Below are 23616 nucleotides of genomic sequence, written 5' to 3'. Positions count from 1 at the left end.
ACGCGGTCCCACCACGACCAACGGTAAGGGAGACGGGCGGGTTCCCCCTCGTCTAAAGAGGAATTTCCCTTTTCCACTCAGGCGGTCGCCGCCTCGGCCGCTCGCGCCGTCGCTCCGGCCGACACGCCGGGGCCCCGGGCCGGACGGCGATCACGAAGCGGGTGGGCCCAGCCCGTACGATTGGGGCGTGCAAGTTACCGGAGCGCGACTGCTCACCGCGGCGCTCCGGCTCCACGGGGTGGACACCGTCTTCGGCATCCCCGGCACGCACAATCTCGCCCTCTACCAGGAGCTGCAGCTCGCCGGCGTGCGGTGCGTCACCTCCCGGCACGAGCAGGGGGCGGGCTACGCCGCCGACGGCTACGCGCGCGCCACCGGCCGCCCCGGCGTGCTCGTCACGACCACCGGGCCGGGCGCGGTCAACGCGGCCACCGCGATGGCCCAGGCCTACTCCGACTCCTCGGCGGTCCTGCTGGTCACCACCGGGCTGCCGACCGGCCACCCCTCCGACGGGCGCGGCTACCTGCACGAGAGCAAAGACCAGCTCGGCGCCCTCGAAGCGCTGTGCGCCTGGGGGCACCGGGCGGCCTCCACCGGCGACATCGCCGACACCGTCGCCCGCGCGTTCCGCATGTTCGCCGAGGAGCGGCCCCGCCCCGTCTACCTGGAGGTCCCGGTCGACCTGCTGCAGGCGCCCGCCGACCTCTCGCGGGCCGTGCCGCCCTCCGCGCCCGCGCTCCGCCGTCCCGAGCCTGCCGCGATCGAGCAGGCCGCCCGCGTCCTCTCGGCGGCGCGGCGGCCGGCCGTCGTGCTCGGCGGCGGCACCTGGCCGCGCGGCGGCGGCCCGCCCGCCGGCCCGCTGGCCCTGCGGCTCGCCGAGCGCCTGGCGGCGCCGGTCGTCACCACGGTGAACGGCAAGGGCACCGTGCCCGAGAGCCACCCGCTGTCGCTCGGGGCCACGCTGCACCTGGCCTCGGTCCGCCGCTGGCTGGCCGGGTGCGACGCCGTCCTGGCCGTCGGCACCGAGCTGGCCCCCTCCGACCTGTGGGTGGAGGACTTCACGCTGGGCGGCACCCTGGTCCGCGTCGACATCGACCCCGCCCAGATGGGCGGCGGCCACCCCGCGGGCGTCCCCGTCGTCGCCGACGCCGCCCTGGCCCTGCGCGCCCTGCTCGACCGCCTGCCGCCCGCGCCGCCCGCCGAGCCGCCGGGCGCGTTCCCGCCGGGGGCCGAGGAACGCGAGATGCGCGACACCCGGCACGACGAGCTGGTGGAGCTCACCCGCAGGTGGGCCGGCCACCTGGACGCGCTGCGCAGGTCGCTGCCCCGTGACGCCGTCGTCGTGGGCGACAACTCGATGCTGGCCTACCGCGGCGCGGTGGGCGGCCTGCCGGTCGACGCGCCCGGCCGGTTCCTGTTCCCCACCGGGTACGGCACCCTGGGCTTCGCGCTGCCCGCGGCGATCGGCGTCAAGGCCGGCCTGCCGCACCGGCCGGTGGCGGTGCTGGCCGGCGACGGCGCCCTGCAGTTCAGCGTCCAGGAGCTGGCCACCGCCGTCGAGCTGCGCCTCGCGCTGCCGATCGTGGTGCCCCTCAACGGAGGTTACGGCGAGATCCGCGCGGCGATGCTCGCGCACGGCATGCGGCCGGTCGGCGTCGACCTGCACATGCCCGACTTCGTGGCGCTCGCCGAGGCGTACGGCGCCCGCGGCCGCGCGGTGACCACCCCCGACGAGCTGGGCAAGGCCGTCACCGACGCCCTCGACGCCGCCGTCCCCACCGTGATCGCCTTCGCCGAGGAGGGCTGAGGCGCGGTCAGCCGGGCTCGCGTTGGCGCGCCGGCTCCGGGGGACGCACCGCCAGAAGCGGCATGCTCAGCACGAAGCGGGCGCCCTTCGGCGAGTCCTCCAGGGTGAGGGTGCCCGCGTGCTTCTGGGCGATCTCCCTGGCGATGGCCAGCCCGAGGCCGGTGCCCTGCTGGTCCCTGGCCCGGCCCGCCGCCAGGCGGGTGAACCGCTGGAACACCGCCTCACGCTGCTCGGGAGCGATGCCCTCCCCGTCGTCGACGACCTGCAGCGTCGCCCGGTCGCCGCCCTGGCGCACCGACACCGTCACCGTGGAGGCGGCGTGCCGCTCGGCGTTGTCCAGCAGGTTGGTGAGCAGCCGGATGAGCTGGAGCCGGTTGCCGCTGACGACCACCCCCTGCTGGAGGTCCAGCACGATCCGCCGCTTGCGGCAGCGGTCGGACAGCTCGGTGCGGACGAGCTCGGCCAGGTTGATGAAGTCGCGGGTGGCCTTCTCCCCGGAGTCCAGCCGGGCGATCATCAGCAGGTCGTCGACGATGGCCTGGAGCCGGTCGAGCCCGGCCGTCAGGGCCTCGGCGGTCTTGGTCCAGTCGGCCTCCTCCGGGTGCAGCAGCGCCTCCTCCACCTGGGCCCGCATGGCGGTGATGGGGCTGCGCAGGTCGTGTGAGGCGTCGGAGGCGAAACGCCGCTGCCGTTCGACCGCCACCTGGAGGCGCTCCAGCGTCTGGTTCACGGTCTGGGCGAGGCGGCGGATCTCGTCGGGGGCGCCCGACATCGGGACGCGGCGGCTCAGGTCCGAGGCGGTGATCTCGGTCAGCTTCGCGCGCACGGCCTCGACCGGCGCGAGCGACCTGCGGACGATGCGGTACGCGCCGCCGAACGCGGCCCCCGTCAGCAGCAGGGAGCCCCCGAGCAGGAACGCGAGCGGCCAATAGCCGACGAACCAGGTGAGGGCGGGCTCGGCCCCGTAGATCATCAGGTCGCCGCCGGACCGGAAGTACCGCAGGGCCACCACGACGGCGCACCCGTCGGGGAAGCCGGGCGCCTCGCAGGTGCGCAGGTCCCCGAGCCCGCGTTCGATGGACGGGACGAAGTCGGTGAGGGGCGGCAGGCCGCGCATGCGGGCGTTGGACGACACCACGCGCCCCCGGTCGTCCACCACCTGCACCGCGCTGACGTTCAGGTCGGGCAGCGTGGGCGTGTACCGGCCGAGCTCGATCAGGTGCGCGACGCGCAGGTCGGCCTCGGTGATCCGCTGCCGGACCTTGCGCATCTCCGACTCGTGCAGAACCTGGAACACCAGCCCGCTCAGGACGACGCACGCCAGGGCCGTGCCGGCGGCGGCGACGGCCGCCAGCCGAGTCCGCACGGACCAGTCGCGCCACAGCCTCACCGCGTCCCCCCGTCAGGCCTCGTGATCACACTAAATGCGCATCCTTCGCGGTCAGCGCCGTGAACCGGCAAGAGGTGGGAAAGTATCCATCAAGGACATGCGCGGGGACCGTGCCGGTGCATCGCCGGGTGATGGGTTCCGCCACGAAGCCGGTAGGAAGGCGTGTGCCCGATGGCACGCCTACGCGGCGGTCGTGACCGCGGGCCCCGCGTGCTCGAATGATGATGTGCACGCCGGGGCGCGGCCCGCGTCCGCCGGCGTGCCGCACCGTGAGGAGCGTCCCATGGACATCAGCGGCCTGCCCGGCTTCTACCGCATCGCCGAGGCCGACCCCGGCCGCGCGGCCGTGGTGGACACCGACGGATCGGTCACCGGCTACGGGGAGCTGCTCGCCCGGGTGAACCAGGTGTCCCACGGCCTGCGCGCGCTCGGCCCGGCGCAGGGCGGCGTGGTCGCGGGCGTGCTGCCCAACGGCGTCGACGCCGTCGTCATGCTCATGGCCACCGGCCAGACCGGGCTGTACTACGTGCCCGTGAACTGGCACCTCACCGCGGGCGAGATCGCCTACATCCTCGGCGACTGCGACGCCGAGGCCGTCGTGTACCGGGAGGGCGGCGGCGTGTCCGCGGCCACCGTGCGGGAGGCCGCGGCGGCGGCCGGGCTCCCGGAGCGGGCCCTGCTCGACGGCCACGCCGCCCTGGCCGCCGGCCGGCCGTCGCAGGCCCCCGCCGGTCGGACGAACGGCTCGGTGATGTGGTACACCTCCGGCACCACCGGCTTCCCCAAGGGCGTGCAGCGGCGGCTGTCCGGCCTGCCGCCGGAGGAGAACGTGCCGCTCACCACGTGGTTCGTGGGGGAGGTGTGCGACCTGCGGCCCGGCGACGGCGTCCATCTGGTCACCTCGCCGATGTACCACTCGGCGCCGTGCGCGCACACGATGATGGCGCTGCACCTCGGGCACACCGTCGTCATCGCCCCGGGGTTCGACCCGGTGAACGTCCTGGAGCTGGTCGAGCGGCACCGGGTGACCAACACGATGATGGTCCCCACGATGTTCCACCGGATGCTCCGGCTGCCCGGCGACGTCAGGAAGCGCTACGACGTCTCGTCGCTCCGCCAGGTGATCCACACCGCCGCCGCGTGCCCGGTCGCCGTGAAGAAGGCGATGATGGAGTGGTGGGGGCCGGTGCTCTACGAGTACTACGGCTCCACCGAGGCCACGATCGCCTTCGCCGTCAAGCCGCGCGAGTGGCTGGCCCGTCCCGGCACCGTCGGCCGCGCGGTGCCCGGCGTCCAGGCCCGCGTCCTGGACGACGACGGCGCCGACCTGCCGCCCGGCGAGCCCGGCACGGTGTACCTCAGGTCGTCCACGAGCGCCTTCCAGTACCGCAAGGACCCCGAGAAGACCGCCGCGAGCAGGCGCGGCGACTGGTACGCCCCCGGCGACATCGGCTACCTCGACGAGGACGGCTACCTGTACCTGTGCGACCGCCGCACCGACCTGATCGTCTCCGGCGGGGTCAACGTCTACCCGGCCGAGGTCGAGGCCGCGCTCCTGGAGCACCCGGCCGTGGCCGACGCCGCCGTCATCGGCGTCCCGGACGAGGAGTGGGGCCACCGCGTCGTCGCCCTGGTGCAACCCGTCCCCGGCGCCCCCGGCGGCCCCGGCCTCACCGCCGCGCTCCTGGCGCACTGCGCCACCCGCCTGGCCCGTTTCAAGCACCCGCGGGTGATCGAGTACCACGACGAGCTTCCCCGCACCCCGACGGGCAAGATCTCCCGCCACAGGCTGCGGGAGGAGTACCTCGGCCGCCACGCGGACTCCCCGACGGCCTGAGCCCCGGGTGGCGCCGCCGTCGGCGAAGCCGTGGCGGCGACGGCGCGCACCCGTGAGGATGGGGACATGACCGAGCCCGTGAGGCGGCGGCGCCCGGCGCTCGCGCCGCTGACGCTGCGGCTGGTGCCGGTGTTCGGGGTGCTCGCCGTCACGGTGTGCGTCGCGGGCCTCGTGCGCATGCGGGCGGCCCTGGAGGCCGCCGCGCCGGGGCTGGGGCCCGAGGAGCAGGACTATGTCGCGCAGTTCACCGGCGACGGCGTGCGCGGCGTCCTGGTGGTCACCGCGTTCTTCGCCGTCGCCTCGGCCGTCTTCCGGGTGATCTCGCGCGCGCCCCGGTCGCCCGCGGTGCTCGCGGCCTTTGGGGCGCTGAGCCTCGTCTACGTGATCGGCCTCGGCGTCATGTTCGGGATGAACCCGGTCGCGGCCTCCCTCGAACTGCGGCGAGGGCTCGCCACCCACGGCCTGGAGTTCACCCCCTCGCTGGTGGAGCCCGCGTGGGGTCGCCCCGCGCTCGCCGCCGTGCTCATCTGCGCGCTGCTCACCCACGTCGCGGCGGTGTTCGCGCTCCCCGCCCGCGCGGCCCGGCCGTCGGCGCCCGCCGTCCGCGACCGGCCGCCGGCTCGCGGCGCGGCCCTGCTGCTGCTCCTGCAGCCGGTCTACGCCTTCCTGTACGTGGCCGTCACCGCCGCGGGCATCCTGGTGGCCGAGTCGGCCATCACGACCGTCGACTGGTACCACCGCGACCACGGGATCCACGAGGCGCGCCAGGTGATCGACTTCGCCTGGGAGTTCCTGCTCGCCGTCGGCGTCTTCCTGGCGGTGTGCTCCCTCGTCTGGGCGGCCTTCGGCCTGCGGGTGCGCCGGGGCGCGGCGTCCCGGATGCCGCGGGTCACGACCTGGATGGGCGCGTTCACCGTGCTGTACCTGCTGGTGCTGGGGGTCGCCGGCGTGGCCACCCCGCTGGGCGAGACGATGCCGGACGCCGGAATCGCGATCCGCGTCCGCCCCGCCTGGCTCGCCCCCGTCCTGATCGTCGTCCTGGCGACGGCGGCGGCCACCCAGCTCGCCGGCCTGTGGCGCGTCGTCTCCGGCCGGCCCCGCCCGCCCCGGGACGCCGTCCAGGACGCTTAGTCCCTGAAAGGCCGGTCTTTCAGGCGGGGATCCACTCCGTCGAGGTGGTGACCTCCTCCAGGATCGCGGGGATCGGGGCGACGCCCAGCCCGGGGCCGGTCGGGACGGGCAGGTGGCCGTCCTCCAGCACGAACGGCTCGGTGACGTCGGTGGCGAAGTAGCGGCCGGAGCCGGAGGTGTCGCCCGGCAGCGTGAAGCCCGGCAGCGCCGCCAGCGCCACGTTCGCCGCCCGGCCGACGCCGGTCTCCAGCATGCCGCCGCACCACACCGCGACGCCGTGCGCCGCGCACAGGTCGTGGATGCGGCGCGCCTCCAGGTACCCGCCGACGCGGCCGGGCTTGACGTTCACGATGGAGCACGCGCCGAGCGAGATCGCGGCGGCGGCGTGCCGGGCCGACTCGATCGACTCGTCCAGGCACACCGGGGTGCTCAGCAGCCTGGCCAGGGCCGCGTGCTGCACGAGGTCGTCCTCGGCGAGCGGCTGCTCGATCAGCAGCAGGCCGAAGTCGTCCAGCCGGGCCAGGTGCGGGGCCTGGGCGAGGGTGTAGGCGGCGTTGGCGTCCACCTGGAGCAGCAGGTCGTCGCCGAAGCGCTCGCGCACCGCGCGCACCGGCGCGATGTCCCAGCCCGGCTCGATCTTGAGCTTCACCCGGACGTACCCCTCGTCCACGTAACCGGCCACGGCGTCCAGCAGCCTCGGGATCGAGTCCATGATGCCGACCGAGACCCCGCACGGCACGCGGTCGCGCGCGGCGCCGAGGAACCACCCGAACGACCTGCCGGCGGCGCGCAGCTCGGCGTCCAGCACGGCGGCCTCCAGCGCGGCCTTGGCCATCCGGTGCCCCTTGAACGGCGCCAGCACCCGGGCGACGGCCTGGGCGTCGACGGCGGGCGGCGCGGTGAGCGCCGGGATCAGGAAGCGGCGCATCACCTCGGCCGCCCCGTCCACGTACTCGGGGGAGTAGAGCGGCTCGGACATGGCCACGCACTCGCCCCACCCCTCGGCGTCGGGCGTCACCACCCTGACCAGCAGCACGTCGCGGGCGGTCTCGGTGCCGAAGGAGGTGCGGAACGGCGCCACCAGCGGCATCGCGATCCTGCGCAGCTCCACTCCGGTGATCTTCACTCTCGCTCCAGGATGTAACGGCCGTCGGTGGTGAAGCCGGTCACGCGCGCGCCGTCGCCGATCAGGCCGCCCAGGACGTCGCGGACCGCGTACCGCCAGGCCTTGGCGGCGGCGGGGGCGGCGCGCCGCAGCGCCTCGACGTCGTGCGGGGTGGCGACGAGCAGCACCCGGCCGCGCGTGCCCCCGGCGACCGGCAGGTCGCGCTCGTCGGCGAGCGCGACGACGGCGCCGGGCGGCACCCGCGGGGGGCGCGCCGCGCCCGAGCACGCCGCCGCCACGTGCGGCTCGCCCAGCCGCCACGCCAGGAGCAGCCGGTCGGACTCGTCGCCCGCGTTGATGAGGTCCTCCATCGCCCCGTAGAAGGCCGGCAGGTACGCCTCCGGGCGGCCGCCGAGCTTGGTGATGTTGAAGTAGGCGTTGCGCCGCACCAGCGGGTCGAACGTCCACGACACGCGGTCGAGCCCTCGGGCCAGCGCCCAGGCGCGCTGGTGCAGCTTGAGGGCGAACCCGACGCCCCGGCCCACGGTGGTGCCGGTGACGTGCGAGTGCAGCGCCCGCCCCGGCGGGTCGGCCAGGAAGGCGACGCTGGCCCCGACCATGGTCGTGCCGTCGAAGGCTCCGGTGACGTAGTTGCCGCTGTGCGAGAACGCCCGCATCAGCTCCACGCTGATCGGCGCGTTGCCCGGCTCGGCCTTCCAGATGTCGTCGAACAGCGCGAACACCAGCTCGAACTCGGCCAGCTCCCGCAGCTCGCGCACCTGGACCCCGCACCGGCGCGCGGCGGCCTCGTACTGCCGCGCGGCCTCCTGCGCGTCACCCCCGGCCGGCTCGGTCACCGCGCGCCGGCGGCCGTCGCCGCCTCCGCCGGACGGCCCAGCTCGGCGCGGAACAGCCGCATGACGTTGCCGCCGAGGATCTTGACGATCTCGTCGTGGCCGAGGCCGCGCCGCAGCAGCTCGGCCGTGACCAGCGGCATGCCGCGCGGGCCGTCGAGGCCGGGGATGGCCTCGCGCGAGTCGATGCCGGTGGTGCTGAACCCCTCACAGCACGGCGGCGTGGTGTCCAGGGACACCTCCCTGATGAAGTCGGGGCCCAGGCCGACGTGGTCGATGCCGGCGACCTCGGCGACGTGCAGGATGTGGTCGCCCAGCCGCTCGACGGTGTACCCCTCGGGCTTCTCCGCCAGGAACGCCGCCAGGAAGTTCACGCACACGACGCCGCCGCCGGCCGCCACGGCGCGCAGCTGCCCGTCGGTGAGGTTGCGGTGGTGGTCGCGCAGCGCGCGGGCGGCGGAGTGCGTGGCGATCACCGGGCGGGTCGCGATCTCCAGCACGTGGGCCACGCCCGAGGCGCCCAGGTGGGAGATGTCGAAGATCATGCCCAGCCGCTCCATCTCCCGCAGGACGGCCACGCCTCGGCTGGTCAGGCGGCTTCCGGTGGCGTCCTCGCCGCTGCCGTCGGCCAGGGGGGTGCGTCCCCAGTGGGCGATGGAGGCGACGCGGACCCCCAGCCGGTGCAGGGTGGGCAGCAGCTCGACGCTGGCGTCCAGGCCGGGCATGCTCTCCAGGGCGATGACCAGCGCGATCCTGCCCAGGGCGAGCGCCTCGTCCACCTGCACGCCGTCGTAGCAGATGGTCACCTCGTCGGCGTTGCCCTCGGCGAGCACGTGGGCGCACTCGATCATGCGAAGGGTCTCGCGGAGCGCCGCCTCGGGGCGGGCCGGGCCGTCGACCCACACCGGGAGCACCTGGACGTCGACCCCGCCCTCGCGGAGCTGCGGCAGCCACCGCTCGCGGAAGAACGACGCCCACACCTCCGGCGGCCGGCCGGACACCGCCATCAGCAGATCGTTGTGGGTGTCGGCCACCACCGCGTCACGATGCAGCTCAGCGAACACGTGTGCACTCCTCTCGCCGTGGACGTCGCCGGGGCCCCTCCCGGCGCCAGGGGCCACGGGGGACGACCGGCCGGAGGGAGCAGCTCATTCACCCGCCGTGTCCGTTTCACCGACCGTATACGCCGCGCGTCGCGATCGAAATCCGGCCCGCCCCGCCACCGCCGTCCGGGTCAGGCCCCGGTGGGCGGGCCGAAGGTGTACGCGCCGGGGCGGGGGGCCCGCGTGACGCGCCGGTAGGCCGAGGCGGAGCGCGGCCAGTTGGCGGTCACCCGCCCTGACTCGTCCTGGTACCAGCTGCGGCAGCCGGTCTCCCACACCGTGCCGGCCATCGCCTGGTCGAGCGCCCGGCGCCAGGCGTCCATCGCCGACGGCCGCACCTCCATCGGGCCGCGGGAGGCCAGCAGGGCCAGGCACTTCATGACGTACCGGACCTGGGCCTCGATCATGACGACGATCGAGTTGTGCCCGAGGTTGGTGTTCGGCCCGTACAGCAGGAACAGGTTCGGGAAGCGCGGCACGGCGACGCCCAGGTAGGCCTCCGCGCGGCCCTTCCACGCCTCGTCCAGGCGGTGGCCGTCGCGGCCGGTGATCTCGATGGGCGCGAGGAACTCGGTGGCGCGGAAGCCGGTCGCGTAGATGATCGTGTCGGCCTCCCGGACGGCGCCGTCGGCCGTCTCGACGCCCTCGGGCCGCACGCGGGCGATCGGCTCGGTCACCAGCTCGACGTTCGGCCGGGTCAGCGCGGGATAGAAGTCGTTGGCGATGACGATGCGGCGGCACCCGATCGGGTAGCCGGGGGTCAGCCTGGCGCGCAGCCCGGGGTCGGGCACCTGCCGCAGCAGAAGCTCGCGGGCCCGCTCGGTGACCATGCGGCGGCTCCAGCCGTCCACGAACACCGGGAACAGCACCCCCTCCAGCCAGCGGTAGGTGCGCTCGCGCCGGACCGCCCGCACCAGCGGCGCGTAGAGACGGGCCGGACGCCGGCCGAGCTCGCCGTCGGGCTTGGGCAGCACCCAGTTGGGCGTGCGCTGGTAGAGGTCGAGGTGCCCGGCGACGCGCGCGACCCGGGGCACGAGCTGGGCGGAGGACGGCCCGTTGCCGATCACCGCGACGCGGCGCCCGGTGAGGTCGCGGCCGTGGTCCCACCGGGCCGAGTGGAAGCCGGCGCCCGCGAAGCCGGCCATGCCCGGGATGTCGGGCAGGTAGGGCCGGCTGAGCTGCCCCACCCCGGTCACCACCACGTCGAACAGGTGCTCCTCGCCGCCCGCCGTGCGGACCCGCCAGCGGTTCACCGCCTCGTCGAACGCCGCCGACGTCACCTCGGTGTTCAGCCGCAGACGGGCGCGCACCCCGTACTTGTCGGCGCACCTCTCCAGGTAGGCGAGGATCTCGGGCTGGCGGGGGTAGCGCCGCGTCCAGTCGTCCCGCTGCTCGAACGAGTAGGAGTACAGGTGCGAGGGGATGTCGCAGGCCGCCCCGGGATAGGTGTTGTCCCGCCAGGTGCCCCCGACGCCCCCCGCCTTCTCGAACACGGTGTAGGAGACCCCCGCCCGTTGGAGCCGGATGGCCATGCAGAGCCCACCGAACCCCGCCCCGATGACGGCTACCGACGGCGCCATGCGCAGACCTCCGGGAGTGTCGGAACACCTCACAGTAGACGGCGCCGGCCGCCGATGTCAGGCCTGTCCGCGGCCCCGCCCGCCCTCGCCCGCCCTCGCCGGTCGTCCCGGTATTCTTCGCGGGTGTCCCCGTCAGCGCTGTCCGCGGTCCTCGCCGAGCTCGAGTCGATGTACGACCCCGCCTGGGCGGAGTCCTGGGACGCCGTCGGGCTGGTCTGCGGCGATCCCGCCCTCCCCGTACGCAAGATCTTGTTCGCCGTCGACCCCGTGGCCGCCGTCGCCGAGGAGGCCGTGGCCTGGGGGGCCGACCTCCTGGTCACCCACCACCCGCTCTACCTGCGGGGGACGACCACCGTCGCCGCCGACACCGCCAAGGGCGCGCTGATCCACCGGCTCATCAAGAACGACGTCGCGCTCTACACCGCCCACACCAACGCCGACGTCGCCCGCCCCGGCGTCTCGGACGCCCTGGCCAGGGCCGTCGGGCTGACCGGCGAGCTGCGCCCGCTCCAGCCCTCGCCCGACGACCCCGCCCGGGGCCTCGGCCGCGTGGGCGAGCTTGAGATGCCCGTCACGCTGCGTGAGTTCGCCGCCCGGGCCGCGCGCGGGCTGCCGCGCACCGCCGGCGGCCTGCGCGTCGCGGGCGACCCGTCGCGTGTGGTGCGCACGGTCGCGGTCAGCGGCGGCGCGGGCGACTCGCTGCTCGGCAGGGCGCGGGCCGCCGACGTCTTCCTCACCGCCGACCTCAGGCACCACCCCGCCAGCGAGACCGTCGAGTCCGGCGCCTTCGCGGGCGGCCCGGCGCTCGTCGACGCCGCCCACTGGGCCACCGAATGGCCATGGCTTCGCGAGGCGGCCCTGCTTCTCTCGTCCTCGTTGGCCGCCAAGGGGATTATCGTTGAGACGCGCGTTTCCGAGACGGTCACCGACGCCTGGACGACAACAGCACAGTGCGAGGATTAAGTGAAAGCAGCCCCTGAAGCACAGAAGCGCCTGCTCGACCTGGCCCAGCTCGACTCCGTCCTCGACAGGCTGGCCCATCGCCGGCGCACGCTGCCCGAGCTCGCCGAGATCGAGGAGCGCTCCACCAAGCTGGCGCGCCTGGCCACCGAGGTGATCGCCGCGCAGACCGAGGCGAGCGACCTCGCCAGGGAGCAGACCAAGGCGGAGTCCGACGTCGAGGCCGTGCGCGTCCGCGCCGACCGCGACCGCCGGCGCCTCGACTCCGGCCAGGTGTCCTCGCCCAAGGATCTCGCCAACCTCCAGTCGGAGCTCGTCTCCCTCCACCGCCGCCAGGGCGATCTCGAGGACGTCGTGCTGGAGATCATGGAGCGCCGCGAGGCCGCCGACGCCACGGTGACCCGCCTGAGCGCCGAGCGCACCGAGATCACCGCCGGGCTCGCCACCATCGAGGAGAAGCGCGACGCCGCCTTCGGCGACCTCGACAAGGAGAGCGGCGACACCCAGGCCAAGCGCGTGAGCCTGGCCGCCGAGATCCCCGCCGACCTGCTGGCGCTGTACGAGAAGCTGCGCGCGCAGTACGGCATCGGGGCCGCGATGCTCCAGGGCGGTCGCTGCCAGGGGTGCAAGGTGTCGCTGTCGATCGCCGACGTCAACCGCATCCGCGCCGCCGCGCCCGATGAGGTGATCCGCTGCGACGAGTGCCGCAGGATTCTCGTCCGCACCCCCGAGTCGGGCCTGTGAAGCTCGTCGTCGAGGCGGACGGCGGTTCCCGGGGCAACCCGGGCCCGGCCGGGTACGGCGCGGTGGTCAAGGATCCCGGCGGGCAGATCCTGGCCGAGGCGGCCGACTCCATCGGGGTGGCGACCAACAACGTCGCCGAGTACCAGGGCCTGATCGCGGGCCTGCGGTCGGTGCTGGCCGTCGCCGGCGACGGAGCCTCGGTCGAGGTGCGCATGGACTCCAAGCTGGTCATCGAGCAGATGGCCGGCCGCTGGAAGATCAAGAACGAGGGCCTGCGCCCGCTGGCCACCGAGGCCGGCGGCCTGGCGCGGCGGCTGCGCGTCACCTGGAAGTGGATCCCCCGCGAACGCAACCGCGACGCCGACCGCCTGGCCAACGAGGCCATGGACGCCGCGGCCAAAGGCACCCGCTGGCAGGGCGGCACCGTCCCCGAGACCTTCACCCCCCCACCCCCCGACCCCACCGCACCCGCCTCAGGCGCCACCACACCGGCCTCGGGCGCGCCCGCCCCCGAATCCTCCTGGCGCCCGCCCGGCTGGTCCGCGACAGCGGCCTCTTCCCCCCGCCAGGAAGCCGTCCACGAGCCCCTCTTCGACCTGACCCCCACCCCACCAGCTGCCTCCGAGCGGCCGGCCACGCCCCAGCCGCCGACGGCCCCCGCGCCGGTTACGGCGTCGTCGGGGGAGGCCGCGTCCACCGGCGGCCGGTCCGCCTCGGCCTCGGCGCCCGGCGGCTCCGGCGGGGCCACCGAAGCGGGCGCGCGTTCGGAGCGGAAGAAGACCGACGCCGGCGGCTGGGCCGGCCAGGCCCGTACGGCGACGTCGCTGCTGCTCCTGCGGCACGGCCAGACGCCGCTCTCCGTCGAGCGCCGCTTCTCCGGCCTGGGCGACCCCGAGCTGACCTCCGAGGGCCTCCGGCAGGCCGAGGCCGCCGCCGCGCACCTGGCGGGCGATCCGTACGTCATCGACACGATCGTCAGCTCGCCGCTGCGCCGCGCCAGGCGGACGGCCGAGGCCGTCGCCGCGCGCACCGGCCTGACGGTCACCGTCGACGACGGGTTGCGCGAGCTCGACTTCGGCGACTGGGAGGGCTTCACCTTCACCGAGATCCAGCGCCGCTGGCCCGCCGACCTGAAAGCCTGGCTGGACGACCCCGCCGTGGCGCCCCCGGGCGGCGAGAGCTTCGAGCAGGCCGCCGAGCGGGTCCTCGAAGTGAAGGAGCGGCTGCTGCTCGACCACGCCGGCGAGACCGTCCTGATCGTCTCGCACGTGACCCCGATCAAGATGCTCCTGCGCTTCGCCCTACTGGCCCCCCCGGCCGCGCTCTACCGGATGCACCTGGACATCGCGTCCCTCTCAGCCGTCAGCTACTTCCCCGACGGCCCCGAACTCGTCACCTCCTTCAACAACACCTCCTACCTTCGCTGATCTGACCCGCGCCGACGAGTGCGGCCCCCGCCACCTCGCGGCGGGGGAGCCGCTGGAACAGGCACTTCCGGAGATCCGTTAATCTGTAAGACACGGCGGACGAGTCGGCCGGGCGACCGCGTCGGGGCTTCGTGCCTCGCCGAGGAAGGTCCGGGCTCCACAGGGCAAGGTGGTCGGTAACGCCGACCCGGGGCGACCCGCGGGACAGTGCCACAGAAAACAGACCGCCTCCCCTCGCGGGAGGTAAGGGTGAAACGGTGGTGTAAGAGACCACCAGCGCCCACGGCGACGTGGGCGGCTCGGTAAACCCCACCTGGAGCAAGGTCAAGAAGGGGTTCTCCCCGGAGAACCCCGCGCGCGACGTTCGAGGGTGACCCGCCCGAGCCGCGCGGGTAGACCGCTTGAGGCCGCCGGCAACGACGGCCCTAGATGGATGGTCGCCCCTTCGCGAAAGCGAAGGACAGAACCCGGCCTACAGGCCGACTCGCCCGCCTTCCACGCTTCTGGCAGTACCGCATTCTGTGCCCCTCATGAGCAGGGCACATCCGGGCGCGGTCACGCCGCGCGAGGGTCTGCGACGACGTCCGGCCGCCCGCCCTGGTTGGCAGCCCGACCGGTTCGGTTGGTACGGGAGCCGCGACCAGCGTACGTGCGTCATGGTGGCCCGAGGACCGCTGGTACCGGCTCGCATGACGGCGTACTGTCGTGTCGAATGCGTGTTCGATAGCTGTGTCCCCATTCGGGTAGTGTCCACTTCTGGCCAGTTTTCAACTCATGAGAACATCGTCGGCCACATATTGCGCACAAGGCCCAAAAGGAAGTCAGGCAACGGAGCGGAGAGTCATGATGGCCGAATTCTTCCCACCCGGTTCTGTTTCCCACGATGACCCTGCGGTCGTGCGTGCCATGGAGACGATTGATGGGCTCCGCCCCTCTGAGCAGAGGGAACTCATCCGCAGCTCCTACCGGGCGGTGCTGGCGTATGACCGGACTGGTGAGATTGACCACCTTGTCGACTTCGCGAAGAATCTGCTTTCGACTGTTCATCTACGCAGTATTCCGGCTTACGCGGAAGCGCTGAAGAACGCCCCAAGAGGTCCGCGCGGGCCGGAAGGCACGCTCAACGTCGAAGAGGTGCTCAACCGACTCACGGAGTGACCATGGGGGAGCTGCGGCTCGCACCAGAGAGTCAGCAAGTGCTCGCGGAGTGGTGGAACTCGCACCGGCCGAAGGAAGGTGATCGCGAACTCATCTGCCAGCTTCTACGCTCGGTCGTTGATGGGACATGGAGCACTCGATGGCATTCGACCAAAGATCTTGCCGATGATCAGCCGTCTCTCCCGGTCGTGACGATCAGACCACGACAGAACCTGGCGGTCTTGATCCGATTCTGGCCCGCCGATGATCCGCCCCAGTTCGACCTGATCACGATTGTCGAAGTGGCCGATCCCCCCGAACAGGGTTGAGCACCGGCCGTGGCGTCGGTCGGGTCGGCGTGTGCTTCTCGCCGGTCAGGGGAGCGGGGGGCGTTGTGTGGGGGAGGGGGTCGGGGACGGGTGGCGGGTGAAGCGGGGGGCGGGTTCACCCTTGAGGTGGCCTGGGGGGAGGTGGCGGCCGCAGATGAGTAGGAGGAGGTCTTGGGCTCGGCCGTGGAGGGGGGCTCCGGTGCCGTGGGTCCAGTCGAGGTCGGTCGCCTGCAGGGCGACGCCGGTGAGGTCGGTCTTGAAGAACGCGATGTTCTGGGGGCGCATGCCGGTCAGGACCATCGCGATTCGGTCGGGCGGGACTCGGCGGTCGAGGCCCAGGGCCACGGTGATGTCCAGGCCGTGGATGACGTCGTGGGAGAGCGCGCCGTGGACGCCGCTGCCCGGGGGCTTCCAGGGGTGGGTGATGTTGTCCCGTAGCGACGCGAGCAACTGCTCGGACGTCAACCTGGCCGCGTCGCGGCGCGCGCACTGATCGGACATGCGGTTGATGTCGCCGCGGGCCTTCGCCAGCTCCAGCAGTGTTCGGGCGAGTGAGGTGCGGAAGGGCATCGTGGTGTGGGCGACGACCTCGCGCACCCGCCAGCCGTCGCACAACGTGGGGGCGTCCCACTGCTCCGGGTCGAGTTCGGCGAGCAGCCGTGCCTGGTCGCCGCGCTCGGCCGCCACCGCGGCCCGAAGGTGATCGTCGTTCATCGTCTGCCTTCCTTGTCCGGCGCTCGGACCCGCCGCGCGCTCTCGGTAGGTGTACGAGCGGGACGGCGGAAAATCATCGGTCGCGCGTCGGGATGTCGGAGACGGTGCGTGAGTCGGCCGCGTCGGGGTGGCGGGACGGTGCGTGAGTCGCTCGCGCGCCTCGATGTCGGAGACGGTGCGTATGGTCGGGCGGTGTGGAGACGTTGACGGGGGAGGGCTCCCGGCTGGAGCCGTTCCGCACCGAGCTGACCGGCTACTGCTACCGCATGCTCGGCTCCGGCTTCGAGGCCGAGGACGCCGTGCAGGAGACGCTGGTGCGCGCCTGGCGGTCGCTCGACCGCTACGACGGGCGGCGGGCGTCGCTGCGCACGTGGCTCTACAGCATCGCCACCAACATCTGCCTCGACATGCTGCGCAGCGCGCAACGCCGGGCCGTCGCCGTGGATCTCGGCCCGGCGTCGTCCCCCGGGGCGGACATCGGCGAGCCGTCGGCCGAGCGGGTCCTGGTCCATCCGATTCCGGACGCTCTCGTACTGTCGCTGGACGGCGATCCCGAAGAGGTGGCGCTGCGGCGCGAGACGATCCGCCTGGCGTTCGTCGCCGCGCTGCAGCACCTGCCGCCGCGGCAGAGGGCCGTGCTGATCCTGCGCGACGTGCTGTGCTGGAAGGCCGAGGAGGTCGCGCACCTGCTGGGAACCACCGTCGCGTCGGTGACCAGCGCGCTGCAGCGCGCGCGCTCGACGCTCAAGGCGGTCGGCGTCACGCCCGGCGAGCCGTTGCGGCCGTCCGACCCCGTCCAGCGTGAGCTGCTCAGCCGCTACTGCGACGCGTTCGAGCGCCACGACGTCACCGCGCTCGTGGCCCTGCTCCACGAGGACGCCACGATGTCGATGCCTCCCTACACCTGGTGGCTGCACGGCCGCGACCAGATCCGGCTGGCGCTGCTGGCCCCGGGAGCGGCCTGTGAGGGCGCGCGCCTCGTCCCGGCCCAGGCCAACGGCTCGCCGGCGTTCTGGCAGATGCGGCCCGATGGAGACGGCGGCTACGCGCCCTTCGGGCTGGTCCTGCTCGACGTGGCCGAGGGGCTGGTGGTCGGCGCCACCACGTTCCTCGACGCCGACCGGCTGATCCCGTTGTTCGGCTCGCCGGCCGTCCCTCCCCGGTCGCCGGAGCCCGCCGCGCCGACGGGTCCGTGACGCCGGGGCGTCTCGGGGCCGGCCGCTGAGGCCGGCCCCTCCCACCGGAGGCGAAGGCCCGCCAGGCGACCCTGGCGGGCCTTCGCGCTGCTCGGGCGGCCGGGTGGGAAAGCTGCCGACGGGGATCGCCGGAGGCATGCGGTGGGTGTCTATCTTTTCGCAAAGCACGCGAAGAGGTAGACACGCCTCTAAGCGCAAGAAAGCACTTATCTAGTTACGTTCTAGTGTTAACGATTTTAATTCCGGCGTATCGGTATTACATAGTGGGACGTTTCGGTTATTGACCGGAAATCGTGGTAGATCGCGGTTAGGCTGCTGCACGAATTACCTACGGGAGGAGCACTTTTGTCTGTGCAGCTCAACCGGTTCATGTCGGTGATGGTCGCGGGGGCCCTCGTCGCTTTGACGATGGCGACTCCGGCGGGAGCCGTCTTCGATCCCATCGGCACCGAACCCGTCGCGCCGTACGCCCAGCCGGTGGACGCAAGCGTCCCCAAGCGGGGCTGTACCACCACGCCCGCGGACCCCAAGAACACGGTCAGCAGCACCCCGGCCGTCCAGGTGATCTACGCCTGGCACGAGGGCAACGGGAACAACTACGAGGCCTACGTCGAGCGGATCGCCAAGATCGTCGACCGGATGGACTGGCTGCTCGACGAGTCCACCAACTACGACCAGCACATCAAGACCAGCTGCCGTACCGGGTACGACACCAGCACCTACTCCGGTTACGCCCACGCGCTGGTGATCCCCGAGAAGATCGAGCTCGCCGACACCACCGGCGAGACGGGGCCGTACGCGATCGCCGACGACCTGTGGGCGGCGGGGTACGACCACGACAACCGCAAGTACCTGGTGTTCGAGGACTTCAACGGGACGGCCACCGCGCACTGCGGCTCCGTCTGCGTGGCGACCACGGACGACTGGGACAGCGCCACGATGATGCACGAGCTGATCCACCTGCACGACGTGGACCACGCCAAGGTCAGCGAGGTGCCCAACACCTTCTCGCTGAACGACATCATGATCAGCCAGTACAACGACTGGCAGATCGACCAGGAGTTCAACACCTACTACGACCCCAGCGAGACCTCGGCGCTGTTCTACACCTCCAGCTATCCCGACACGCGCAAGGTCAACCTCGCCACCCTGGCGCAGTTGACCACGCCGACCTGCTGTGACGTGGGCTACAGCAACGACCTGCTGACCGCCCAGGAACGCACGATCGAGGCCACGGCGCCCTACTCGTCCCCCACCGGGTTCAGCGTCTCCGGCGGCGGCTGGATGCAGGTCACCCCGCCCGGCTCCGACGGCCAGGTCTCGGCCCGCTACTACGACGGGCGCCGGTCGCTGACCATGAACGTCCAGTCCCACGCCGAAGGGTTCGTGTCGATCACCCGCAAGCCGGCGGTGACCGCGGGGCAGCGGTACAAGTTCTTCGCCCGCCTGACGACCGGCACCTCCGGCAACGTCAAGCTCCGCCTGTCCTGGTACAACGGCTCCAACAGCCTGATCTCCACCAGCGACAGCTCGCTGTACGCGCTGACGTCCAGCTGGCAGGAGTACAACGTCTCGGCGATCGCGCCCTCCGGCACGGCCACCGTGCAGCTCTCGGTGGTCAGCCCCTCGGGCCAGAACTTCAGCTACCTGACCGACAGCTGGCAGCTCAACCACTGCAACAACACCGGAAACACCCCGGACGGCTGCCGCCTCAGCGGCTGACCCGCCCGGCGAGTCCCACCCGCCCGGCCGCCTCGCGCGGCCGGGCGGGTGTTTCTCATTCGGGCCGTTTAGCGGCCCTCCGGGGTCAGCGGCGGTGCAGGCGGAAGTAGTCGAACTCGGCCGTGGCGCCGGCGCCGCCCAGAGAGACGAGGCCGACGCGCAGGTCGGCCTCGGCCGGCAGGGTCCAGACGCCGCCGAAGGTCCAGGCGCGGCCGTCGCGGCTGGTGGCGGCGCGCAGCTCGTGCTCGCCGTCACGCCTGTCGACGCGGTGGACCAGACGCAGCCAGGTGGTGTCGGCGGGCGGGCCGACGATGGTGCCGCCGTAGGCGATGCGACCGGCGTAGGGCGTCTCCTTGCCGAACTCGGTCTGCCGGGTGTTCCAGATCGCGACGTGCACGAGCTTGGTGTACAGGTCGTCCCCGGCGTAGGCGATCAGGCCCGCCTGCTGGTAGTTGCGCACGGTGTCGGTGCCGAGGTCGATGCGCAGCTTGGTCTCGACCGTCCAGTCGCCCTCGGGCGCGTCGCGCAGCAGGACCGACGCGGTGTTGTTCTCGCGGTTGAGCTCGGCGTCCTGCGTCGGCCAGCGCAGCGCCCCGCTCGCGAGCTCGCCCTGCGGTGAGCGCACCCAGGACCACCCCGGTCGCAGTGCGGCGCCGTCGAACTCGTCGCTCCGGGCGCGGTCGAGCGGGCCGGGCCGGGGAGTGGGGGCGATCTTCACGGGCCCGGCCGTGCCGGGCGCCCTCTGCCGGTCGTCGGAGGCCCACGCGCCGCCGCGGACGGACGGCCAGCCGCCGATCCAGTCGAGCCGGTCGATGAGCATGGGCCGCTCGTTGATCCCGAACGGTTCGTCGAGGTACGGATCGGCGCGGTCGATGGCGTGGTAGACCAGCCAGTCCTGCCCGTCGGGGTCGGTGACGACGGCGTTGTGGCCGGTGCCGACCCAGCGGTTGCCGTTCGGCGCGACGACGATCGTGCCGCCGGCCCGCGAGGTGTCGAGCGGCACGCCTTCGCGGTCCAGGTAGGGGCCGGTGATGGTGCGGGAACGCCCGGCGTAGACGCTGTATCCGGTCGTCGGGCCGGCGCAGCAGTCGGCCGAGGAGGCGAACAGGTACCAGTAGCCGCCGCGGCGCACCAGGTAGCCGCCCTCGAAGCGGTTGTCGACCGCGATCATCGTGGGCTCGCCGACCGCCCGCCTGCCGGTGGGGTCGAGCCGGGTGAGGAACATCCCGCCGTAGTAGGAGCCGTAGACCAGGTACTCGGTCCCGTCGGTGTCGACGGCGTGGGCGGGGTCGAAGGTCCACAGGAAGTCGCCGGGGCCGCCGGCGCCCCTGCGCGGGCCGACGACGGGCGCCCCCGAGTCGGTCCACGGGCCGGCCGGGGTCGGCGCGGTGGCCATCCCGATCGCGTTGTCGCCGGGCTCCGGCGTGAGGGTGGTCTGGGTGACCACGTAGTACAGGCGGTACTCGCCGTTCACGCGCCGGATGTCCGGGGCCCACAGGCTCGCGCCGGCCGCGGTGTCTGCCCAGGCCGGGAGCGTCTGGGCGGTGAAGGCGTCCCCGACGTGGCTCCAGTCGACCAGGTTCCGCGACCGGGCGATGGGCAGGTGGTGGGCGGTCCGCTCACCCTCGCGCAGCGGATCGGTGGTGCCGAAGGCGTACCACCAGCCGTCCGCGCCCTTGATGACCGACGGGTCGGCGAAGGTGTCGGCGAAGCTCCGGCTGACCGGGTTGACGTAGGTGCCCGCCCCGCCCGGAGCCGGGGAGCCCGGCGACGAGCCCGGGGGAGCGCCCGGCCGCGAGGGCTCCGGGGCCGCCGCGGCCGGCGCCGCCAGCAGCAGACAGGCCAGCCCCGCGAACGTCGCGACCACGCGTCTTACGACTCTGACACCCATGACATCTCCCGCGCCGGCTCGCATGCGACCTTCGGACGAATGATCCCCTGCGTTTCTACAACGTTGTATCCAACGTTGTAAACGGCAACATCTGTCGATCCCCTCCGGTCGGGCTCGGAGTCGCGGCCCGGTGGGCGTCCCCCCTCGGCGTCGGGCCGGACCGCCGGCCGGGTGCGGTCAGCGCACGCCGGCGGGCACCCAGCGGGCGGGCCCGTCGCGCGGTCCGTGGTCCCCATTTCATGACTGATTGGGGATCAAGAACAATGCACTGAATGCCGGGATGCTAAGGGCGTAATCTCTTATAGCGGTATTCGGTGGTGGCGGGAAGCCGGGTCTTTTCTTGCGTGTGTCGTCTGTTTTCTCTATCGCTACTCCGCTTCGGGATCATGACAACGACGAAAGGGTATTCGTTGTCAGTAGTGCTACCACGGTGGCACGAAAAAAGGTCCGATTCATCAGATTTCAAGCGATATGGGGGAACCGAGTGATTCCTCGGAAAAAGGGTCATTTCGCAGGTAAGCCCGCATGGACTTTGGCGGTCGCGACCGCGATCTGTGGTGGGTTCATCGCGCTGGCCTCCCCGGCCACCGCCGAGGCGGGTACGGTGGCGCGGGAAAGCGCCGCCCATACCGGTTACGCTCCTGCCGCCCCGAGCACCGTCAAGGGTGAAGCCGGCGGCTGCGACAAGGGCAGCAGGGACAAGGGCACCAGGGACAAGGGCGGGGACTGGGACAGGGGCTGGGAGAAGGGCAAGAGGGGTAAGGACTGGTGCTGCAACGAGTGCCCGCCCTTCCCCCCGCCTGTGATCATTCCCAGGGGTGACGTCGCCACGACGTTCGCCACTCCGACCGGCCTCACGACCGGCCCGGTGCAGTATGTCGCGGTGGTGCAGGCCAACGGCACGACGCTTCTCCGCGACCCCACCACGATTCTGCCGAACCCGCGCTGGAACAACCTTTCGACGCTGGCCGGTTATCCCGGTTCGGTGACCTCCGTCGACCTCGCCGTGCCGACATTCCTGTCGAACCAGCTCACCGTCACGGTGCGGAACGAGTTCGGCAGGGTCGCGCAGTCGACGTGCACCCTGACCATCAATCCGGTGTACCCGGCAAACTGCACCGCGTTCGTCGACATCACACCGCCGCTGTAAGCTCGGCCGAGTTCTCAGCGTCGAAGCGAGCGTCGTGCCCGGATTCCTTTCCGGGCCCGGCGCTCGCCGCTTTCCGGTTCTGGCGATCAGACTCCGGCGGTCACGCTCGGCGGCAGCAGCAGGAAGACCTTGGGCGCGATCCGGTCCATGTCGCCGCGACGGCCGAAGACCAGCCCGGCCGCGAAGTCGACCAGCGGCTTGGCGTCGGCGTCGGACAGGCCGGTGAGATCCATGACCACCGGCAGGCCCTTGCGGTAGAAATGCCCCACGTAGAGCACCTCGTTGTAGTCCTGCGGCCGCAGGGTCTTCACGAAGGACATGTCCACCCCCGGGCCCGTGGGGGCCGCCGCGTGCCGGTGCTCGTCAGGGCCGTCGCTCTCCGAAGATCGTGCCACGGCGCCGACGCTAACACCCCCGCCTCCTCTTTAGCGCGTGTATCGCCCAAAGTGTGCTCGTGTGGCTCATGCCGGGACGCCGCGGGTCAGCGGGCGTCCCACGCGGCGAGGATCCGCGCCTCCTTGGCGGGCTCGATGCCGTGCCGCCGCCACGAGGGCAGGCGGGCCTCCAGGGCCTCGACGTCCTCGTCCCTGAGCCACGCCCAGGTGTCCCGGACGGTCTCGGCGACCGGGCGGCACCGCAGGCCCGCCGCGGCGGCCTTGCCGGTCGGGACGTCCCACACCGCGGCGGACTCCGGGTCGGCGGGAGTCCACAGGGGCAGCTCGCTCCACGGTTCCACCTCGCGGTCGAGCAGGAACCGGTCGTCCACCCACACCGGCTCCGCGCCCGCGCCGGTGACCGCGACGCACTCGGCCAGCCAGTCGCCGTAGGTGGTGTTGCCCGCCGGGCCGGTGGTGATGAACCGGTCGGAGGTGCCCTTCTCGGCGTGGTCGAGCGTGAAGGCCGCGATGTCGCGGGCGTCGATGAGCTGCATCGGCCGGCCGGGGTCGCCCGGCGCGAGCATGCGGCCACCACGCGCCGCCCGCCGCAGCCAGGCGGGCAGCCGGCCGACGTTCTCGCGGGGGCCGAGGATGAGCCCCGGCTGGATCATCAGGGCGGCGCCGTCGAAGTAGGCCTCCACCGCCCGCTCGCACCCCGCCTTCAGCACGCCGTAGTCGCCGTCGCCCGGCCCGGCGTCCGGGGAGCACTCCTGCAGCGGCGCGGTCTCGTCGACCCGCGCCGCCGGCCAGCCCGACAGCGCGTTCAGCGTGGAGACGAACGCGTAGGTGGCGGCCCGTCCCGACAGCGCCCGCGCCGACAGCGCCACCACGCTCGGGGTGTATCCGCATACGTCCACCACGGCGTCCCACTCACCGCCCGACGCCAGCGCCTCGACCGCCGCGGGGTCCTCCCGGTCGCCGCGCACGGGGGACACCCCGGGGACGTCCGCCGCGGACCGCCCCCGGTTGAACGTCGTCACCTCGTGGCCCCTGCGCAGGGCCTCCTCGACGATGGCGTGGCCGAGGAACACCGAACCACCGATCACGAGAGTTCTCATGCCGACCACTCTGGACGGGCGCCCTCGCCGCGCCCAGCCGTTTC

20 protein-coding genes and 1 other RNA gene are annotated in these 23616 nt (G+C 72.6%); 12 read left to right on the top strand and 9 right to left on the bottom strand.

Annotation, left to right across the window (positions count from 1 at the left end; genetic code table 11):
- Nucleotides 1–187: 187 nt before the first annotated feature.
- Nucleotides 188–1807 carry a thiamine pyrophosphate-binding protein gene (locus tag PYR91_RS02840; protein WP_279777165.1) on the top strand — a complete coding sequence of 540 codons (1620 nt, stop codon included), beginning with the start codon at nucleotides 188–190 and terminating at the stop codon, nucleotides 1805–1807.
- Nucleotides 1808–1814: 7 nt separating this feature from the next.
- On the opposite strand, the gene PYR91_RS02835 is transcribed toward PYR91_RS02840, so the two are convergent.
- Nucleotides 1815–3197, bottom strand: coding sequence for a HAMP domain-containing sensor histidine kinase (locus PYR91_RS02835; RefSeq protein WP_279777164.1), 1383 nt, complete (start codon nucleotides 3195–3197; stop codon nucleotides 1815–1817).
- A gap of 283 nt (nucleotides 3198–3480) precedes the next feature.
- Between PYR91_RS02835 and PYR91_RS02830 the strand changes: the two genes are divergently transcribed.
- Together PYR91_RS02830 and PYR91_RS02825 are read left to right on the top strand one after the other, a co-directional pair.
- On the top strand, nucleotides 3481–5034 hold the full coding sequence (locus PYR91_RS02830) for an AMP-binding protein (RefSeq protein WP_279777163.1): 1554 nt from the start codon (nucleotides 3481–3483) through the stop codon (nucleotides 5032–5034).
- A gap of 66 nt (nucleotides 5035–5100) precedes the next feature.
- Nucleotides 5101–6165, top strand: a complete 1065-nt coding sequence (locus tag PYR91_RS02825; RefSeq protein WP_279777162.1) for a hypothetical protein — start codon at nucleotides 5101–5103, stop codon at nucleotides 6163–6165.
- 19 nt (nucleotides 6166–6184) lie between these two features.
- On the opposite strand, the gene menC is transcribed toward PYR91_RS02825, so the two are convergent.
- The 4 genes from menC to PYR91_RS02805 form a co-directional block, all read right to left on the bottom strand.
- Nucleotides 6185–7291 carry an o-succinylbenzoate synthase gene (gene menC / locus PYR91_RS02820; protein WP_279777161.1) on the bottom strand — a complete coding sequence of 369 codons (1107 nt, stop codon included), beginning with the start codon at nucleotides 7289–7291 and terminating at the stop codon, nucleotides 6185–6187.
- Complete coding sequence (locus PYR91_RS02815; RefSeq protein ID WP_279777160.1) at nucleotides 7288–8127, bottom strand: GNAT family N-acetyltransferase; 840 nt, start codon at nucleotides 8125–8127, stop codon at nucleotides 7288–7290. The genes menC and PYR91_RS02815 overlap by 4 nt, the downstream gene beginning before the upstream one ends.
- Nucleotides 8124–9188 carry a membrane dipeptidase gene (locus tag PYR91_RS02810; RefSeq protein ID WP_279777159.1) on the bottom strand — a complete coding sequence of 355 codons (1065 nt, stop codon included), beginning with the start codon at nucleotides 9186–9188 and terminating at the stop codon, nucleotides 8124–8126. Before PYR91_RS02810 ends, PYR91_RS02815 begins: the two co-directional genes overlap by 4 nt.
- A 170-nt stretch (nucleotides 9189–9358) precedes the next feature.
- Complete coding sequence (locus PYR91_RS02805; RefSeq protein ID WP_279777158.1) at nucleotides 9359–10807, bottom strand: NAD(P)/FAD-dependent oxidoreductase; 1449 nt, start codon at nucleotides 10805–10807, stop codon at nucleotides 9359–9361.
- Between the two features lie 168 nt (nucleotides 10808–10975).
- On the opposite strand from PYR91_RS02805, the gene PYR91_RS02800 reads away from it, so the two are divergent.
- The 6 genes from PYR91_RS02800 to PYR91_RS02775 all read left to right on the top strand — a co-directional run bounded on the left by PYR91_RS02800 (nucleotide 10976) and on the right by PYR91_RS02775 (nucleotide 15404).
- Complete coding sequence (locus tag PYR91_RS02800; RefSeq protein ID WP_279777368.1) at nucleotides 10976–11770, top strand: Nif3-like dinuclear metal center hexameric protein; 795 nt, start codon at nucleotides 10976–10978, stop codon at nucleotides 11768–11770.
- Nucleotides 11771–12511, top strand: a complete 741-nt coding sequence (locus PYR91_RS02795) for a C4-type zinc ribbon domain-containing protein (protein ID WP_279777157.1) — start codon at nucleotides 11771–11773, stop codon at nucleotides 12509–12511. It abuts the gene before it with no gap.
- On the top strand, nucleotides 12508–13938 hold the full coding sequence (locus PYR91_RS02790; protein WP_279777156.1) for a bifunctional RNase H/acid phosphatase: 1431 nt from the start codon (nucleotides 12508–12510) through the stop codon (nucleotides 13936–13938). Before PYR91_RS02795 ends, PYR91_RS02790 begins: the two co-directional genes overlap by 4 nt.
- Nucleotides 13939–14038: 100 nt before the next feature.
- Nucleotides 14039–14429, top strand: an RNA gene (rnpB, locus tag PYR91_RS02785) — RNase P RNA component class A.
- 355 nt (nucleotides 14430–14784) lie between these two features.
- Complete coding sequence (locus PYR91_RS02780) at nucleotides 14785–15096, top strand: hypothetical protein (protein ID WP_279777155.1); 312 nt, start codon at nucleotides 14785–14787, stop codon at nucleotides 15094–15096.
- Nucleotides 15097–15098: 2 nt separating this feature from the next.
- Nucleotides 15099–15404, top strand: a complete 306-nt coding sequence (locus PYR91_RS02775; protein ID WP_279777154.1) for a hypothetical protein — start codon at nucleotides 15099–15101, stop codon at nucleotides 15402–15404.
- Between the two features lie 45 nt (nucleotides 15405–15449).
- On the opposite strand, the gene PYR91_RS02770 is transcribed toward PYR91_RS02775, so the two are convergent.
- A complete protein-coding gene (locus tag PYR91_RS02770) occupies nucleotides 15450–16118 on the bottom strand; it encodes a maleylpyruvate isomerase family mycothiol-dependent enzyme (RefSeq protein WP_279777153.1) in 669 nt (222 codons plus the stop codon).
- Between the two features lie 194 nt (nucleotides 16119–16312).
- Here PYR91_RS02770 and PYR91_RS02765 point away from each other — a divergent pair, with 194 nt between their 5' ends.
- Nucleotides 16313–17314, top strand: a complete 1002-nt coding sequence (locus PYR91_RS02765) for a sigma-70 family RNA polymerase sigma factor (protein ID WP_279777152.1) — start codon at nucleotides 16313–16315, stop codon at nucleotides 17312–17314.
- Nucleotides 17315–17659: 345 nt separating this feature from the next.
- The gene (locus PYR91_RS02760) at nucleotides 17660–19036 is read left to right on the top strand and encodes a hypothetical protein (RefSeq protein WP_279777151.1); all 1377 of its coding nucleotides are present in this window, start codon (nucleotides 17660–17662) and stop codon (nucleotides 19034–19036) included.
- Between the two features lie 85 nt (nucleotides 19037–19121).
- On the opposite strand, the gene PYR91_RS02755 is transcribed toward PYR91_RS02760, so the two are convergent.
- A complete protein-coding gene (locus PYR91_RS02755) occupies nucleotides 19122–20927 on the bottom strand; it encodes a family 43 glycosylhydrolase (RefSeq protein WP_279777150.1) in 1806 nt (601 codons plus the stop codon).
- A 532-nt stretch (nucleotides 20928–21459) separates the two neighbouring features.
- Between PYR91_RS02755 and PYR91_RS02750 the strand changes: the two genes are divergently transcribed.
- Nucleotides 21460–22077, top strand: a complete 618-nt coding sequence (locus PYR91_RS02750) for a hypothetical protein (RefSeq protein WP_279777149.1) — start codon at nucleotides 21460–21462, stop codon at nucleotides 22075–22077.
- A gap of 86 nt (nucleotides 22078–22163) precedes the next feature.
- On the opposite strand, the gene PYR91_RS02745 is transcribed toward PYR91_RS02750, so the two are convergent.
- Together PYR91_RS02745 and PYR91_RS02740 are read right to left on the bottom strand one after the other, a co-directional pair.
- The gene (locus PYR91_RS02745) at nucleotides 22164–22472 is read right to left on the bottom strand and encodes a cell division protein SepF (protein ID WP_279777148.1); all 309 of its coding nucleotides are present in this window, start codon (nucleotides 22470–22472) and stop codon (nucleotides 22164–22166) included.
- 86 nt (nucleotides 22473–22558) lie between these two features.
- Nucleotides 22559–23572, bottom strand: coding sequence for an NAD-dependent epimerase/dehydratase family protein (locus tag PYR91_RS02740; RefSeq protein WP_279777147.1), 1014 nt, complete (start codon nucleotides 23570–23572; stop codon nucleotides 22559–22561).
- Nucleotides 23573–23616: the final 44 nt, after the last annotated feature.

It is taken from the genome of Sphaerisporangium sp. TRM90804 (assembly GCF_029846175.1).
Classification (GTDB): domain Bacteria; phylum Actinomycetota; class Actinomycetes; order Streptosporangiales; family Streptosporangiaceae; genus Sphaerisporangium.
The sequence above is the reverse complement of the archived record's forward strand: the minus strand, read 5'-3'. Positions and strand labels throughout refer to the sequence as shown.

Bases quoted from the DNA above. Each gene is read 5' to 3' on its own strand.
- PYR91_RS02740 (WP_279777147.1), bottom strand. From the start codon at position 23,572: ATGAGAACTCTCGTGATCGGTGGTTCGGTGTTCCTCGGCCACGCCATC.
- PYR91_RS02800 (WP_279777368.1), top strand. From the start codon at position 10,976: ATGTACGACCCCGCCTGGGCGGAGTCCTGGGACGCCGTCGGGCTGGTC.
- PYR91_RS02780 (WP_279777155.1), top strand. From the start codon at position 14,785: ATGGCCGAATTCTTCCCACCCGGTTCTGTTTCCCACGATGACCCTGCG.
- PYR91_RS02755 (WP_279777150.1), bottom strand. From the start codon at position 20,927: ATGGGTGTCAGAGTCGTAAGACGCGTGGTCGCGACGTTCGCGGGGCTG.
- PYR91_RS02830 (WP_279777163.1), top strand. From the start codon at position 3,481: ATGGACATCAGCGGCCTGCCCGGCTTCTACCGCATCGCCGAGGCCGAC.
- PYR91_RS02825 (WP_279777162.1), top strand. From the start codon at position 5,101: ATGACCGAGCCCGTGAGGCGGCGGCGCCCGGCGCTCGCGCCGCTGACG.
- PYR91_RS02775 (WP_279777154.1), top strand. From the start codon at position 15,099: ATGGGGGAGCTGCGGCTCGCACCAGAGAGTCAGCAAGTGCTCGCGGAG.
- PYR91_RS02805 (WP_279777158.1), bottom strand. From the start codon at position 10,807: ATGGCGCCGTCGGTAGCCGTCATCGGGGCGGGGTTCGGTGGGCTCTGC.
- PYR91_RS02770 (WP_279777153.1), bottom strand. From the start codon at position 16,118: ATGAACGACGATCACCTTCGGGCCGCGGTGGCGGCCGAGCGCGGCGAC.